Origin of the sequence: Psychrobacter sp. R86515, from assembly GCF_042466315.1 — a bacterium.
GTDB lineage: Bacteria > Pseudomonadota > Gammaproteobacteria > Pseudomonadales > Moraxellaceae > Psychrobacter.
This window is the reverse complement of sequence record NZ_JAXHCC010000001.1, coordinates 111,214-126,184: the sequence shown is the minus strand read 5'-3', so window position 1 is coordinate 126,184 and position 14,971 is coordinate 111,214. Positions and strand designations below refer to the sequence as shown.

Sequence of the window (14,971 nt, the reverse complement as noted above, 5' to 3'; positions counted from 1 at the left end):
TAAAATATGGTCAATTTATGCAGTACGTTTAGCTTCAATTATGATTGCATAAAGCTGTCTAACACGACTTTCATCGCCGATAGTTTACGCTGAATCTCTAAGTATTCATCGGCTGGGTTTGAGTCGTAAACGTTACCGCCGCAAGTTTGAGCGTAGGCAGACTCGCCATTGATAAAGAGGCTGCGAATTGGAATGGCAAAGATACAATCACCATTAAAATTGAACGAGCCTAATGCACCGCCATAAGCACCGCGACCATCTGGCTCTAGCTCATTAATTACTTTGATGGCTTCAACTTTTGGTGCGCCTGATAGTGTCCCAGCAGGGAAATTGCTGGCAAGCGCACTAAACATATCTTCATTAGGATGCAAGATACCAACGATTTCAGAAGAAATATGCTGCACGTGAGAGAAGCGTTTGATATCCATCAGGCTACGTACTTTCACCGTACCAAATCGTGCCACACGGCCAATATCATTACGATGTAGGTCGACTAGCATATTGTGCTCGGCAATTTCTTTGTCATCGTTGAGTAAGGCGCGGGCAAGCTTACGGTCTTCGATTACATCTGCACCGCGCTTGGCAGTCCCTGCTAGCGGATAGGTTTCCATTTCACCCTGACGCAAGCGGAATAGCAGCTCAGGAGAAGCGCCAATGATGCACTGCTGGGAAAATTTCATAAAATACATATGCGGCGATGGATTGACGGCACGCAGCTTTTCATAAATCGGCATCTTGTCACCGGCAATACGGTACTTAGATTTAAAGCCTACCTCACACTGAAAAATACGCCCAGCGATGATGTCTTCTTTGACTTGCATAACGACATTGGCATGCTCTTCTTGGCTCATGCCGTCACCTAAAAATTCAACTTTAGGCGCTTCATAGCTAGGCGTTGGCTCATCGAGTAGGGCTTTGATTTGCTCGATACGGTTTTCTTGTTGAGCAGTGGGGTAATAAAAGTAAAAGATTTCCCCAGTCATCTTATCTAGGGTCAATCCATCTAGATACACGCCAAACTTAAATGGTTCAAAGTCTTCACTGGCTTTTGCATTAAGGCTAGGTTCAAAGAAGTTCACGCAGTCATAACCCAAATAGCCAACCAGACCGCCGCTTTGGTCACGAGCGATGACATGCTGCGGTGTTATATCACGCAGTAGCTGATAAGGATTGTCGGTTTGATAATGGCTTGTCTCAGCGGTTTTATTATCGGTAATCGCAAGCGTGTTGCGGTCTAATGCGGCGATAGTCGTCACAGGGTCAAAGCCAATCGCATGATGGCGCGATATATGGCTGTCTTCACCTAATGATTCGAGCAAATAGCAGGTATCAAATGCGCTTTCAATACGTTTGAATAATGCAAAAAAATCGATATCTTGAGTGAGTTTGATACGTTGTGGTTTGCTCGGGATGTCGATAGGAGCAGGTTTGGTCTGTATGCGAGTACTAGAGGTCATAACAAAGTCCGAAATGGTTCAAATATGTGTTGATTAATAAGTATAAGTTTCGTCAGTAAAAAGATAGATAGTATCGTCGTCAGAGGCTAAGAGCAGTCTCTATGAGTGGCCAATAAAGCGCTGACATCATGGCTTTGCTTGGCCTTGGCACCGCGAGAGACAGTGGCGATACCAACACCTAGCTGCTCAGAGATATCACGTTGGGTGATGCCACGATCTAGCAAGTCAAAAATGCGAATACGATTGGCGATGTCATGCTGTTCTTTATCCGTCAGCAAGGCACTGAGCAGCTTTTCGATATCTGCACTATCAGTACAGTTGGTCAAATGTTTCACTAAGCTTTGATAAGGATCGGTAGTCATAATAGGTAATCTTAGCCAAAGAAAATAGATAGGTCGGTTAGTGAGCAATTTTTCGCTGCGGACTATCTTGTTTCAGTATTCTAGTACAGTAGTACAAGAAAAACAAGTGATGAGCTAAGTTAATAGCAGACTGATATATACGTGATAAGTTCCTACTCTTGACTACATATAGCCTTAATACATAGCTAGAATTATATTGAATGCTATATTTACGGCTAGCGCAGAAGCATTTTTATACCTCCTCAGCATATTTAGAGCTAAAACTGAGAATTTATTATATTAATTATTGCCAAAGTGTTAATACTTCGTTATTATGCCTCTCATTATTTAAACGCTAATCATTATCATTAACATTAATCATGTTATTCGCACAATGAATTATGTGTTTTCAAGATATTCCATCTTCTGGTAGGCACTATTTTAAGGGTTGTTTGACGACAGCCTTTAAAAATAATTCTAAACATTCTAATTTATGACAGTAAACAAAGTGAGTAAATGTGTTATGCGCGAAGTAAAGTTATCTAGTCAATTGACAGTATTGTCTATCGGTGTCGCAGCTGTATTGTGGACACAAGCTGCCAGTGCCGCAACAGCAGCAGATATGCCAAACACAACATTACAGACTATCACTGTAACAGCAAATAGCTCAGTACGTGACGCTGTACAAGAAGACTCTGTCTACATAGATGACTACACCCCAGCTGCACAAGCTAGCCATTTGAGCGATTTTCTGGACGTTGTACCAGGGGTAAGCGTAGGCGGCACCTCATCGGTCAACCAACGTATTCGTGTACGTGGTCTTGATGATACCAATCTAAAAGTCACGATTGATGGCGCACGTCAAGAAGGCGCGTTGTTCTACCATATGGGTGACGTCACTATTGATCCAGATCTGCTAAAACAAGCAGAAGTCGCTGTTGGTAATAACTCGGTGACGCTAGGTAATGATGCTCTTGGCGGTGCGGTTGCTTTTGAGACAGTCGACGCGGCAGATTTGCTTAAGCCAGGTCAAAAGGTAGGTGCTAAGCTGCATACAGGTTATGCTAGCAACAATGATGAACTGCTAACTTCTGCCACTGTATATGGTGCACCAACAGAAAATATTGATTTACTGGCTTATTATGGCAAACGCAATGCGGACGCTGGTGAAGACGGTAAAGGCCGTAAAATCCAAACGGAAGACAGCGAAGGCGAAAACATCCTATTAAAAGCTGGTGCTTATGTCGGTAGTGATCATCATGTAGGCGCTAGCTTCAGCCGTACCGAAAACAAAGGCAAATTCCCATTACGTCCAGATTTTCCTGCTGGTGGCTGGAACCCAATCATCCCGCAGGAAGTCAAACGTGATACCTATGCGCTTGACTATGCTTACAACCCTGCCAACCAATTGGTTAATGTAGACGCTAATGTATATCAGACTAGCACGCAGATTTTGCGTAACTCTGATGGCGAACCTGGGTTTGAGTTTGATGCAGAAGTCCAAACCACAGGCGCAAAAGTACAAAACACCAGTATCATCGATAGCAGTATCATCAACGGTGTGCCAGGTGTTCATAAGTTAATCGCTGGAGTTGAGCATTATAAAAAAGAATCTGAGATGACACGTGACTTTGGTAATGCGAGCACCGATGAAGCAACTAATACTTCAGTGTATCTAGAAGACCAATGGCAAATGGGTAAGCTTAGCTTAACGCCAGGCGTCCGTTATGACCGTTATGAGTCTCCAGAGTATGTATCTGCTGGCAAGACTTATGATAATGTCGTTGGCGCATTGGCTGCTAGCTATGAGATTGCACCGCGCACCCAGCTATTTGCAAGCTATACTCAGTTATTTAATGGTCCAGATCTTAGCCAAACGATTTTTAACACCGATGGCGCTGATACGTATGTAAACAATGACCTAAAAGCAGAAGAAGGTGACAATGCAGAAGTCGGTATTGCTACAACGCTGCGTGGTCTGACTATGGCTGATGACTCTTTAAAATTAAGTGCTAAATACTTTGAAACCAATATCGAAAACTATATTGAGTTTGTACGTGCAGGTGGTAGTAGAACTGGCATGAATTGCACAACTGGGCAACTAGGTACAAGTGCTGCCCCTGAAGCCTGCCAAGGTGTCATTAACAATGACGAAGATTTCAAAATCAAAGGTGTAGAGCTATCGGCCGACTATCGCGCAGATAACTTCAACATGGGTCTAAGCTATGCTAGTGCGCGTAGCAAAGGCGAAGATACGGGTTACAATATCTCTTCTGTCAGTGGTAGTGGATCTGAGTCTGGCGATAAGTACATGGTCAACTTGGGTTACGCTCCAACCAATACTACTGAGCTTGGCTGGCGCAGTACTTATGTGGCCGATGTGACACCGAATACCGCTGGTGATGACAACGAAAAACCAGGCTATGACGTGCACGATATCTTTATGACTTATACGCCAACTCAAATTGAAGGTTTAAAGGCCACACTAGGTGTGTACAACATCTTTGATGAGACTTATGCAAGCCATGCATCACGTAACTCTATCGATGATGACTATACCGATTTTGAAATGGGACGTAATATCAAAACGTCTTTAACGTATCAGTTCTAATCTAGCTTATCGAATTTAAGTCTAATCGTACTTATAAAGTCAGCTGTCTTATACGGGAGCTGGCTTTTTATTGCCTACTAGCTTTTACATTGGCTGTAACAGCAATGACGTGCCAACTGATAAGTACCTACTAAAACAATATATGATAAAGAACCAACACTAATGATTTCACTCAATCCTCGTCAAGCTTGCCTATGGCTCCATCGTTATACTGGGCTTGCCATGGCAGCTTTTTTAATTATCACTGGTATTACTGGCACATTATTGGCATTTCATGACGAGCTAGACGATGTCTTCAACCATAAACTGGCTCAGGTTGAGAAACAAAACGCATCACATCTGCCTATTGCCGAGCTTCATGACAAGGTCATCAGTGCGTACCCTCAATATGCTTTTTCTAGCATGCCAACCTCGATAGCAGCAGAGAGGTCGGCTGTATTTTCGGTAGATAGAGCACGAGGAAAAGCCGCCCAAAACCAACCAAAAGCACCGTTTCAACAAGTTTATGTCCACCCTTATACTGGCGATATCATTGGTACTCGTGATAGAGATGAGTGGGCATGGCGCAACACCATGTGGAAAGTGTTTTGGTTACATCGCGATTTATTACTGGGTGATATTGGAAAATTGCTACTAGGGATTGTCGCGCTCGTGTGGACGATTAATTGCTTTATTGGCTTTTACTTAACGTTTCCTAGAGCGATCAAGAAAAAAGCACAGAACCAAACCTCGCCTAAAAAACGTGCCTCATTTTTTAAACGCTGGTTACCAGCGTGGAAAATCCGTACTAAAAGTAATATGTTTAAATTGAATTATGATCTACACCATGCCTTTGGGCTATGGCTTTGGGGGATCTTGTTTGTCATCGCGTGGTCGAGTGTTGGTTTTAACCTAAGAGAGGTCTATCAACCTGTGATGTACGCTGTCGTAGGACTCGAGGAAAGAGGTGAAAGACAGGAGAAATCAAGAAAGCCATCAGAAAAAGCTGAGCAGGCGTCTGGTGCAGAAACAGCGAATAGGGTTAAGGCTGTAAACAATGAAGATGTCGATGTCGAGGCTGTTGATGTGGTCAACAAAGCCAATAGCATTGCTTATTTAAGTCAGCAGGCAAACATCGCTGCCCAAAGCAAGGACATGATAGTACGGGAGTTTTTAGGCATACGCTGGATTGAAGATGAGGGTCAATGGCAGCTGCGCTTTAAGACAGATAAGGACATTGGTAAAAAAGGCGGTGCATCATCCATCACAGTCAATGCAAAAACGGGTAGCGTTGAACAGGTGAATTTTGGCTATCAAAACTCATCATTTGGTAGCAAAACAAACAATTGGTTGATGACTTTACATATGGGTCATATTGGCCATGGCATCGGTCACTTACTGTATCAAATATTTTTAGCACTGGTAGGTTTGGCTGTGACAGTGTTGTCCATTACCGGCGTCTATTTATGGTGGAAAGGTCGACAGCAGCGACTTAAAGCATCACAAAAACTTAAATAGATATTAAGATATAAAATTAATATGCTCAATATATTGCTAGTACCAATGTGCTAATAATATATTGAGTTTTTTATTGCGTACTTGAATATAACCAGTCATTAAACCGTATCAACAATCACTGGACGACCCTGATGACTTAGGACAGTGACATCGACGTTGTATAAATCTTTCATCGTCTCTTGAGTAATAACATCAGCAGGACGACCTACAGCGGTCACTTCTCCTGCTTTCATCGTAACCACAGTATCTGCAAACTGTGCCGCTTGGTTGATATCATGCAGGACGATCACCACGGTTTTTTGCTGATTATGGCTAAGCTGGCGTAGCTCACGCATGAGTCGACCAGCATGATACATATCTAGGTTGTTCAGTGGCTCATCGAGCAATAGATAGGGCGTATCTTGGCAGACAATCATGGCTATTAGCACGCGCTGTCGCTGTCCACCCGATAGCGTTGACAAGAAGCGCTCGGCAAGTGGCTCAAGCTCAAAGCGCTCGAGGATTTCCTGTATTTTTTGCTGATCGTCGGCGGTCGGTTGTCCTTGATGATAAGGGTAACGACCAAACATCAGTAGCTCATGTACGCGCAGGCGTCCTTGTACATGGTTGTCTTGCCCGAGCATCGCGACCGTCTTGGCCAGCGTCCGCGCCTGACAGCTGACAATATCACGTTCCTCATTATCTACAGCGAAGCTCACCTGCCCAGATTGTAGCGGCTGCAAACGGGCCATGACAGAAAACAACGTAGACTTCCCAGCACCGTTAGGCCCAATCAAAGCAATCACCTGCGCCGTTGGGAGGGACAACGTAATGTCATGCAAGATTTGCTGTTTGCCAATATGGTGAGAGATATTATTCAGTTTAATCATAGTCAGTCTTATTTAAAAAAGTCTTAGGGTTTTCTCTATCAACAGCATCAGCTAAATAAACAATGTCAGCTAAGTAGTCATAACGAACGGCGTTGAGACATAAATATCAATGCTAAGAACATCAATCCACCTGCTAGCTCTATCACGACGGACAATACGCCTGCCATATCTAGCACTTGCTCAAAGATAGTCTGACCCAGCACTAAGCAAATCATAGCGACCAAGCTGACCAATATCAGCCGCTCAGTGTGATACATATGTCGCGCGATACGATTGGTCAATGCGCAAACCAATAGACCAAAGAAAGTCACTGGACCGACCAGAGCAGTGGCCGTGGCAACCAATACAGCAATGACAGTTAATAGACCAAATGCTAAACGTTGATAGTTGATACCAAGGTTGACGGCCTGCGCTTGTCCGAGCATCAACACATCGCACTGGTAACGCCAGCGCCATACAAATATCGCGGTGATGACACAGATAAATAAGCTGATACCTAGTAGCTGAGGGTTGACTGTGTTGAACTGCGCGTAGCTAGCAGACTGTACAACCACAAAATCATCAGGATTAATCAGCCGTGCAATAAGTGCTGATAAGCTGCGAAACAACACACCAAAGATAACGCCCACCAATATTAGCCGCGTCAGATCCTGACTGCTTTTAGAAAATAATAACTTAAACAATAATAAAGATGCCCCAAACATCAGAACAATCTCTAGCGTGAACTTGGCAATAGGATCGAGACTGGTAAAGCTAATCGCACCTAAAAAGAAAACCAGTAAGCTCTGCAACAGAACATAGAGTGAATCAAACCCGAGTAGGGAGGGCGTTAGGATTGGATTGTGAGTCAACGTCTGAAACAGTAACGTCGACACGCCAATCGCATAGCCAACCACTATCAGTGCCAGCAGTTTTTTGCCGCGTAACGGTAGCGCAAAGTCCCAATAGCCATTGACATTGAGTGTCATAAACAAGGTCATCGAGATAAGTAGAATAATAGCTGCTATGGATTTTGGATGGGCAGCTATCCATGCCCAAAGCTTTGCCAACTGACCTTGTGCAGCGGCTGAATACTGACCATCTGCTGAAGATGAGTTATCTATCGCTGTGCTGGTTTTGGTAGCACCAGTCTTGGTAGAAGTAAGCTTAGTTGATGAGAACATACAAAAATCCTATGGTGCCAAGCTTATCTAATAAGGCAAAAAATGAACGACGGTAAGTGAGTGTTGAAAATTAATACATAGTTAGTGAACATGGTGCTACTGCTCAGCTGGCGCACGTAATAACAGCCATAAAAACAGCACTGTACCAACCACACCAAAAATAGTGGCGACAGGTACTTCAAATGGGTAGCGAATAGAACGCCCGATAATATCGCACAGCAATACAGCTGAAGCACCAAGTAGGGCAACTGCTGGCAAGCTACGACGCAATTTATCTCCCATTAGGCGGCTCACAATGTTTGGTACGACCAGCCCAATAAAAGGAATCATGCCTACAGTCACGACCACGACAGCGCTCATCATGGCTACCATACCCACGCCAATCCAAGTGACTTGACGCTTATTAATACCCAAGTTTAAGACGATATTGTCACCCAAACCGACGATGGTCAGCTTGTCAGCAATAATATAGGCCAGCACACACAGTCCACCCGTGAGCCACAGCAGCTCATAGCGCCCTGCCAATACGCCCGAAAAATCACCAAACTGCCAAACACTCAGCATCTGTAGCGACTCGGTTTGATAGGCGATAAAGGTAGTAACTGCTTCGATAATGCCACCAAAGACAATGCCAATCAGTGGAATCATCAAAAAATCAGTGGGCGGAATACGGTGAATGAGCAGCATAAATAGCATCATGCCAAAAACGGCAGCGATGGTTGCCACGCCCATTTTGACAATAAGCGCACTGGCAGGGAACAGTAAACTGACTACCAGCAAACCAAGTGCAGCGCTCTGAGTCGCACCAACCATGGATGGCTCTACAAAGCGGTTTTTTAGCACTACTTGGATAATCATCCCAGCCACTGCCATTGCAATACCAGTCAAGATAATGGCGATGGTACGCGGTATACGGCTAACCAATAGCAATGAGCTATCAGAATTAGCACTCTGATTCAGCAAACTCTGCAAGATACCTGACCACGAAAAGTCAGCCACACCAATGGATAAGCTCAATAACACCAAAAGCCCCATAAGAATGAGGCTTGCTGTATTGATGAACCACGGTGGTACGACAGTACGTCGATGTAACGCATTGCCAGTACCGCTCTGCCAGCTTGATGCTGATGGAGCAGTACTGGATTTGAGCCTAGCATGAGTACGGGGTGAAAATAACGACATAATCTCTACTGGCTTAAAAATGAGCAGGGTTAACGGTAATAATACTTACTTGTGCAATAATCGTTTTTATAAGCAACGACATTATTTAGCGTTAGTAAAAGCATCTTTGATCGTCGTTAGATCTTGCATCCACTGGTAGTAGCCGCCAAATGCCAAGTAAGAGTCTGGGCTCAGATAAACCACTTGCTGCTTACTCCATGCATTGCTCTGAGCAACCAGTGGATTGTCTAATACGGCCTTGGCGCCAATACCGTCTTCACCAATTGCGGCACTGCGGTCGATGACAAATAACCAATCTGGATTGGCTTTTTGGATATATTCAAACGATATGGGCTGACCATGAGGCGCATCGGCAATTTTGTCATCTGCCATTGGTACACCTAACACAGTATGGATAAAACCATAGCGAGACTTGTCACCATAGGCTGACATTTTATTGCCATTGACCATGACGACTAGGCCAGTGCCTTTATTTTCTTTTGTTAGACTCTTGGTCTCAGTGATGAGTCCATCGATGTTCTGTTGTAGCTTAGCGGCTTGATCGCTTTTACCAAACAATGCACCTAGATCATGCAGGCGCTGCTTGCTTGACTCATAGATATTGGCTGTATCAATACTCATGTCCAATGTCGGCGCGATACTTGATAGCTCGTCGTATTTTTCTGCCATGCGTGAACCGACCAAAATAGCTTGTGGCTGCATTGCATTCAATGCTTCAAGATCTGGCTCAAATACAGTACCTACCGATTTTGGATCAGGCTGTGTTTCTGAGTGTAGGTTCTTTAGTAGTAGACCACCAGGCATACCATCGACCGCCACATCTAGCGCGGCCAAGTCTTGCATCAACGTCATGTCATAGACGACAAGTGGCGATGGGTTCATAGCCAGCTCAACATCACCTTTTACGGTATTAACCATGATTTTTTCAGCAGATACAGCATCGTTATTAGCAACGTTCTGTGATTCATCAGCCGTTGGGTTTTCAGTTTTGGCGTCTGCTGGCTCAGAGTCATTTGATTCAGGCGAGCTACATCCTGCCACTACCGTAGCTAATAACGCTGTCATGGCAGCAGTCAATAATGGACGTTTGAAAAAAGAGGCGGTAGATCTGCTAGATAATAAGGGTGTCGGCATAATGAACTCGGTCTATCAAAAAATGTTTAAGCAATCGTCTAAAATAATTGCAAATGAATGACGCTAAAAATATTAAGTCTGAAAGATGCTGAGATAAAAGCATAAAATAAATAGTACTATTTAGTACCAATTACTAACTTTTTATACGAATAGTTTTTATAAAAATAGTATGGGTAGACAACACAGCGGTTATAATAAAGTAGTTGAGACTCATTATCAATATAAATGATAATGGTTTTTATTAACAGTACTTGTTATATTAAACGCAACGTATCATTTGATAAAAAGATAAGTTTCATAGTAGCGAAATCTAGAAGTAGGTATGTTCATAAAAATAAGCGTTCTGAGAGGTAAAGCTACTAAGCAACATCACGTGTCAGAGATGTATTAAATAGCGAAAATATTGTAAATTATTATTGATAATAATTATCGTTTGCATTATTATCTACGCCATTCTACTCTGAGTAATAAACATTAGGCTGTTATGAGTTCAACGGATTTAGACGCGCCACCACTTAAGTCGTTATTGCTAGCTATTGTTGCAGTCTTAGGACTCCATGTGCTTGCCGCAATTGCACTAGTGGCAATAAAAACGCCTGAACTCAAACCTGAGCCAAAAAAAGAGATGTCACCACTTGAGATAAAGTTTGTGTCATTACCGGCAAAAACGGTCTCAACTGAAGTAGAAAAACAAACAGTCACAGCCAAAAAAGAAGTACAGCCTGAGGTGCAAGTTCAGCCAGCGCCGCAACCTGAACCAAAGCCTAAAGAGCCGGTTAAACAACCAACAGAGACACCAGTAAAACCAAAAGAGCCTGTTGTAAAAAATATAGAGCCGAAAGTGACGCCTGTGATAGCGTCAGAAAAGCCTCGTCCTGATACCAGTCAAAAAGTAGCTCCAAAAGAGCCACTACCGAAACCAAAGGTTGATAACTCAGCAGCTGAAGCACAGCGCAAAGCAGCTGCCCAAGCTGAATCAGAGCGACAAGCCAGAAAAGCTGAGCAAGAGGCGCAAGCTAGGGCAGAGCAAGAAGCCAAAAGAGTCGCTGATGCCAAAGCTGCCGCTCAAGCGAAGGCTGCCGCAGAGACCGCCGCTGCACAAGCAAGAGCTGAGGCGGAAGCAGCTGCTGCTTTAGCACAGAGTAATGAGCCTGTTAGCTTTACTGCTAGCTCAGCCAACTGGGCATCTGCGCCAAACTTTAGTTTCCCTGAGCGCGCCGCACGTAGGGCCCGTTCTGGTGATACGCTCAACGTTGTCTTGGTATTACGAGTCAACAAGCAAGGCGGTATTGATAACGTGCGCGTTGCTCAATCATCAGGTAATCCGCTAGTAGATAAAGAAGCCAGACGTCAAGTACGGTCTGGTAAGTTCAAACCCTTTACTAAGAATGGCGTACCCGTGGTGGGTGATGTAACCCTACCGATCAGTTACGCGGTTCCTTGATAGTTCATACTTTATAACAACGTATTTATTGATCATCTTTCATTATAAAACTAAACATGATATTTACCTCAGTATCATGTAATGGCATTACACATTAAGGAGTCTGACATGGACTTTATGCAATACTGGCAGATCAGCGACATGGTGACAAAAACGTTGTTCTTTTTGTTGCTTGCGTTATCTATTCTCTCTTGGGTGACAGGTATCGTCCGCGTATTGCAAAGCCGTAAACTGGCGACCAATGTAGCAGATGATTTGAGTCAGCAATTACAAGCCAGGCAGTCTGATTTGGCTGGTACTGATGCTGCCACTCGCCGTTTGGTAACTGAGCAGACTTTGCTCAAGCATATCGGTCGCTATCGTTTTGCTAGTGAGCGAGGTCTGCCGATTCTTGGTACGACGGCAGCGATTGCACCGTTCATCGGCTTGTTTGGTACGGTATGGGGTATTTTCCATGCACTACACAATATCGGTATGAGTGGTCAGGCTGGATTGGGGCAGGTTGCAGGGCCAGTCGGTGAAGCACTGATTATGACAGGTCTTGGTATTGCAGTAGCGATTCCAGCCGTGGTGTTTTATAACCTTGCAGTACGTATCAATCGCCGCATAATGTATCAAGCCAACGACAGAGCCCATGATTTATTGGCGCAATCAACGGGTCTTGTGGATACTACCAAGGTAACTGCGAGCCATGCTGCTAGCGCCTCTCAAGTGCACGCTGCACCAAGCATTCGTTCAACGACGAGCGAGTCTCAGCATACCAATAACTACAGTAATTCTGTACCAAAGCAACTATAGATAGTATTAATTCTACAGATACAGATACAGATACAGATACAGATACAGATACAGATACAGATACAGATACAGATACAGATACTGATTCTGTAGATGCTAGGTCTGTAAGCGATAGGTCTATAAAGGCTTAAACGACAAGTCGACAAACCGTCAAAAAACGGCTTGGCTGTGTGAAAATAACCAAAAGTATTGAGAGTAACTATGGCATTTCAATTGGGTGATGATGACGTACGAAGCATGGATGAGATGAACCTCATTCCGCTTATCGATATCATGCTGGTATTGATGATTATATTTTTATTGACAGCGACCGTGCTAAATCCGACAGTGCCTTTAGATTTGCCAGAGACTAGTGCCGCGCTCAATGAAACGCCGCCAGAAGCGATTCAAGTCAGTATTGATAAAGATGCAGGAATATTCTGGGATAGTGATCCAATCAGTATGGAAGAGTTAGAGACACGCTTGCAGCAACAAGGCGCGACTGGTAAGAATCCAGCGGTACAGTTACGTGCAGATAAAGAAGGCAAGTACGATACGGTCGCTCAAGTCTTGGCAGCGGCAAGTAATGCTGGACTGACTAAAATCGCATTTGTGAATGAGTAGTTTAGTAGCTAAATCTTTAAGAACTTAAGCATTGAATAGTTCAAGCACTGTGAGTTAGTCCTAGTAGCTCTGACTTTATATTAGAAAACTGGCTAGATAAACCAATAGCCCAACTAGCAAGACAATCAGCACCGCTATAATAAAAACAATTAAAATAATAAAATTTTCTCCAACCTCATTAACTACTTAAACCTCAAATTAAGTCGTTAGTGAGGTTTTCTTTTTTTACCAGCCATAGCCAAACGGACGATAGCCGTAACCGAAGCCTGCATGTCTGTAGCCAAATGGGTAAGGTGAGCGTAAGTAGTCGAGATCGCGCTGACGGATATAGTAGTAGCGCCCTTGGGAGTAGGCTTCTTCTAACTTCTCAATACCTTCTAACGGACAGACAGGCTGCCAGTCATAGCCTTCGCGACCGAGCTTATAAGCATTCAGCTCGGTACAGTAGCTTTTGAGACCTTGTTGACGGCCTTGTTCCCATTGGATACGGTTAGGGCTAACATTGCCGACACTGGCGCAGCTATTGGTATAGTGACCGAAGTAGGCACCTGAACGCCCTTGCGAGCCATCAGCGTAGCCCACTTCTTGCCAGTTGCTGTTTTGACATTGCTGCGGCGTTAGGCTCTGAGTCGTGGCACAGCCCGATAATGTTAGTACGACCGCGCCAAGTAGCGATAGACTCATGCCTGCTTTGCTAATAACTTTACTCATTAGCTTACGAGCGTGATAAGCGCCCGATGAGTTTGACTCAATAAGATAATTCATAATAAACCTGCGCGCGTTTAAAATTATGGTTTATCATAGCACTTTTTTGAGCTAACCACTTTTCGTATCTGGTTTTTATAGCGTACTGTGATCGGTAAGTTTGTATACGCTAAATAGTTGATTTTATAGTATAACTAGCTAAATTATCATATGCTTTAAAAGCACCTGTTGCACCGCGATTGGATGACAACGCTTGATTTTTAATGGTTCGTGCTCATTATAAGCCCTTATATATCGTTGTTTGTTATCGTGCTAACCGCAAGTCTATATGTACTATTTATAAATAACGGTTCATTAGCGATATTTACCGCTATATCTCTTAGTATCTTTTTCATTTAGTCAAAAGGTCAGACCATCATGGGAACATTGATTGGCGTTATCATTGTACTATTCGTATTAGGGAGTATGATGGCGCTCAAACCGAACGGTATCGATCAGCGTTTGGATAAGCTACGTATGACCGCGCGTCGTTTACAGCTCAACCCAAAACTCGTTTCGTGCCCTGATTGGATCAAAGGCCGTGACAATGAGTATGGCCGCGGTATGCTTGGACAGTACTGCTTAATATTTGAAGACACTAAACTGCCGCATACCCGTTATCAAGTGATCGATGGACAGTGGCGACCAGACAGCAGTTTTGTCGATACCAGTACAGACGATAAGACGCTTACTATTCCCAGTGCGATTCGATCTAGTCAAATCAGCAATAATCCGACGGTCAAAAAGACCGATTTTAGCTTGGATCAAGTGCCGTTAGAGCTGCCAGTAAGTATCGAGCCGTTTGTTAAAGGTCTATTGACCAAGGCAAATAGCATCATTATATATTGGGAAGATATTGCTTATGTACGTCCAGCATCTAACCCAACGTATCATCAAAAACGGATCGAAGCGGACTTATTAGTACTCAAAGAAAACCTTGAGAAATGGGCGCTACAGATGCAAAAACAAGCATAAACCTAGTAAAGCGTTTTTTCGTCTCCATTAAAGGGCAATATGCAAGCGGTTTGTCATATTCAAATTATTTAAAGTTGACAGTTTAACGCTTAGCAGTGTAACGTCTTTATAACTATATCTTTATTTTATGGTTATTATTTGTTTTATAACCTT

Annotated in this window: 13 protein-coding genes; 6 read left to right on the top strand and 7 right to left on the bottom strand. The window is 43.6% G+C overall.

What is annotated here, in order from left to right; translation table 11 throughout:
• Window positions 1-38 precede the first annotated feature (38 nt).
• Both SJY28_RS00475 and SJY28_RS00470 read right to left on the bottom strand, forming a co-directional pair.
• Entirely contained in the window at window positions 39-1,457 is a 1,419-nt protein-coding gene (locus SJY28_RS00475) for an anthranilate synthase component I family protein (protein ID WP_379543046.1), read from the bottom strand.
• Between the two features lie 86 nt (window positions 1,458-1,543).
• Entirely contained in the window at window positions 1,544-1,819 is a 276-nt protein-coding gene (locus SJY28_RS00470) for a Trp family transcriptional regulator (protein ID WP_114700514.1), read from the bottom strand.
• 502 nt (window positions 1,820-2,321) lie between these two features.
• Here SJY28_RS00470 and SJY28_RS00465 point away from each other — a divergent pair.
• Complete coding sequence (locus SJY28_RS00465; RefSeq protein WP_379543045.1) at window positions 2,322-4,409, top strand: TonB-dependent receptor domain-containing protein; 2,088 nt, start codon at window positions 2,322-2,324, stop codon at window positions 4,407-4,409.
• Window positions 4,410-4,631: 222 nt separating this feature from the next.
• Complete coding sequence (locus tag SJY28_RS00460; protein WP_379543044.1) at window positions 4,632-5,906, top strand: PepSY-associated TM helix domain-containing protein; 1,275 nt, start codon at window positions 4,632-4,634, stop codon at window positions 5,904-5,906.
• 98 nt (window positions 5,907-6,004) lie between these two features.
• Here the strand turns inward: SJY28_RS00460 and SJY28_RS00455 are convergent, their stop codons facing one another.
• The 4 genes from SJY28_RS00455 to SJY28_RS00440 all read right to left on the bottom strand — a co-directional run bounded on the left by SJY28_RS00455 (window position 6,005) and on the right by SJY28_RS00440 (window position 10,254).
• Window positions 6,005-6,775, bottom strand: coding sequence for an ABC transporter ATP-binding protein (locus SJY28_RS00455; RefSeq protein WP_296208453.1), 771 nt, complete (start codon window positions 6,773-6,775; stop codon window positions 6,005-6,007).
• A gap of 77 nt (window positions 6,776-6,852) precedes the next feature.
• Entirely contained in the window at window positions 6,853-7,938 is a 1,086-nt protein-coding gene (locus SJY28_RS00450; RefSeq protein ID WP_296208451.1) for an iron chelate uptake ABC transporter family permease subunit, read from the bottom strand.
• A gap of 96 nt (window positions 7,939-8,034) precedes the next feature.
• A complete protein-coding gene (locus tag SJY28_RS00445; protein ID WP_379543043.1) occupies window positions 8,035-9,120 on the bottom strand; it encodes an ABC transporter permease in 1,086 nt (361 codons plus the stop codon).
• 81 nt (window positions 9,121-9,201) lie between these two features.
• A complete protein-coding gene (locus tag SJY28_RS00440; RefSeq protein WP_165598517.1) occupies window positions 9,202-10,254 on the bottom strand; it encodes a siderophore ABC transporter substrate-binding protein in 1,053 nt (350 codons plus the stop codon).
• Between the two features lie 484 nt (window positions 10,255-10,738).
• Here SJY28_RS00440 and SJY28_RS00435 point away from each other — a divergent pair, with 484 nt between their 5' ends.
• The 3 genes from SJY28_RS00435 (at window position 10,739) to SJY28_RS00425 (ending at window position 13,099) form a co-directional block, all read left to right on the top strand.
• A complete protein-coding gene (locus SJY28_RS00435; RefSeq protein ID WP_379543042.1) occupies window positions 10,739-11,698 on the top strand; it encodes an energy transducer TonB in 960 nt (319 codons plus the stop codon).
• A 108-nt stretch (window positions 11,699-11,806) separates the two neighbouring features.
• Entirely contained in the window at window positions 11,807-12,496 is a 690-nt protein-coding gene (locus SJY28_RS00430; RefSeq protein WP_379543041.1) for a MotA/TolQ/ExbB proton channel family protein, read from the top strand.
• Window positions 12,497-12,697: 201 nt separating this feature from the next.
• A complete protein-coding gene (locus SJY28_RS00425; RefSeq protein ID WP_025651314.1) occupies window positions 12,698-13,099 on the top strand; it encodes a biopolymer transporter ExbD in 402 nt (133 codons plus the stop codon).
• 225 nt (window positions 13,100-13,324) lie between these two features.
• Here the strand turns inward: SJY28_RS00425 and SJY28_RS00420 are convergent, their stop codons facing one another.
• Window positions 13,325-13,864, bottom strand: coding sequence for a DUF2799 domain-containing protein (locus SJY28_RS00420; protein WP_379543040.1), 540 nt, complete (start codon window positions 13,862-13,864; stop codon window positions 13,325-13,327).
• Window positions 13,865-14,221: 357 nt separating this feature from the next.
• Between SJY28_RS00420 and SJY28_RS00415 the strand changes: the two genes are divergently transcribed.
• On the top strand, window positions 14,222-14,818 hold the full coding sequence (locus SJY28_RS00415) for a hypothetical protein (RefSeq protein ID WP_179797808.1): 597 nt from the start codon (window positions 14,222-14,224) through the stop codon (window positions 14,816-14,818).
• Window positions 14,819-14,971 lie beyond the last annotated feature (153 nt).

Excerpts from the sequence above, each read along its gene's own strand:
- SJY28_RS00445 (WP_379543043.1), bottom strand. The coding sequence starts at position 9,120 with ATGTCGTTATTTTCACCCCGTACTCATGCTAGGCTCAAATCCAGTACT.
- SJY28_RS00425 (WP_025651314.1), top strand. The coding sequence starts at position 12,698 with ATGGCATTTCAATTGGGTGATGATGACGTACGAAGCATGGATGAGATG.
- SJY28_RS00430 (WP_379543041.1), top strand. The coding sequence starts at position 11,807 with ATGGACTTTATGCAATACTGGCAGATCAGCGACATGGTGACAAAAACG.
- SJY28_RS00440 (WP_165598517.1), bottom strand. The coding sequence starts at position 10,254 with ATGCCGACACCCTTATTATCTAGCAGATCTACCGCCTCTTTTTTCAAA.
- SJY28_RS00465 (WP_379543045.1), top strand. The coding sequence starts at position 2,322 with ATGCGCGAAGTAAAGTTATCTAGTCAATTGACAGTATTGTCTATCGGT.
- SJY28_RS00415 (WP_179797808.1), top strand. The coding sequence starts at position 14,222 with ATGGGAACATTGATTGGCGTTATCATTGTACTATTCGTATTAGGGAGT.
- SJY28_RS00460 (WP_379543044.1), top strand. The coding sequence starts at position 4,632 with ATGGCAGCTTTTTTAATTATCACTGGTATTACTGGCACATTATTGGCA.
- SJY28_RS00435 (WP_379543042.1), top strand. The coding sequence starts at position 10,739 with ATGAGTTCAACGGATTTAGACGCGCCACCACTTAAGTCGTTATTGCTA.
- SJY28_RS00455 (WP_296208453.1), bottom strand. The coding sequence starts at position 6,775 with ATGATTAAACTGAATAATATCTCTCACCATATTGGCAAACAGCAAATC.
- SJY28_RS00420 (WP_379543040.1), bottom strand. The coding sequence starts at position 13,864 with ATGAATTATCTTATTGAGTCAAACTCATCGGGCGCTTATCACGCTCGT.
- SJY28_RS00450 (WP_296208451.1), bottom strand. The coding sequence starts at position 7,938 with ATGTTCTCATCAACTAAGCTTACTTCTACCAAGACTGGTGCTACCAAA.
- SJY28_RS00475 (WP_379543046.1), bottom strand. The coding sequence starts at position 1,457 with ATGACCTCTAGTACTCGCATACAGACCAAACCTGCTCCTATCGACATC.
- SJY28_RS00470 (WP_114700514.1), bottom strand. The coding sequence starts at position 1,819 with ATGACTACCGATCCTTATCAAAGCTTAGTGAAACATTTGACCAACTGT.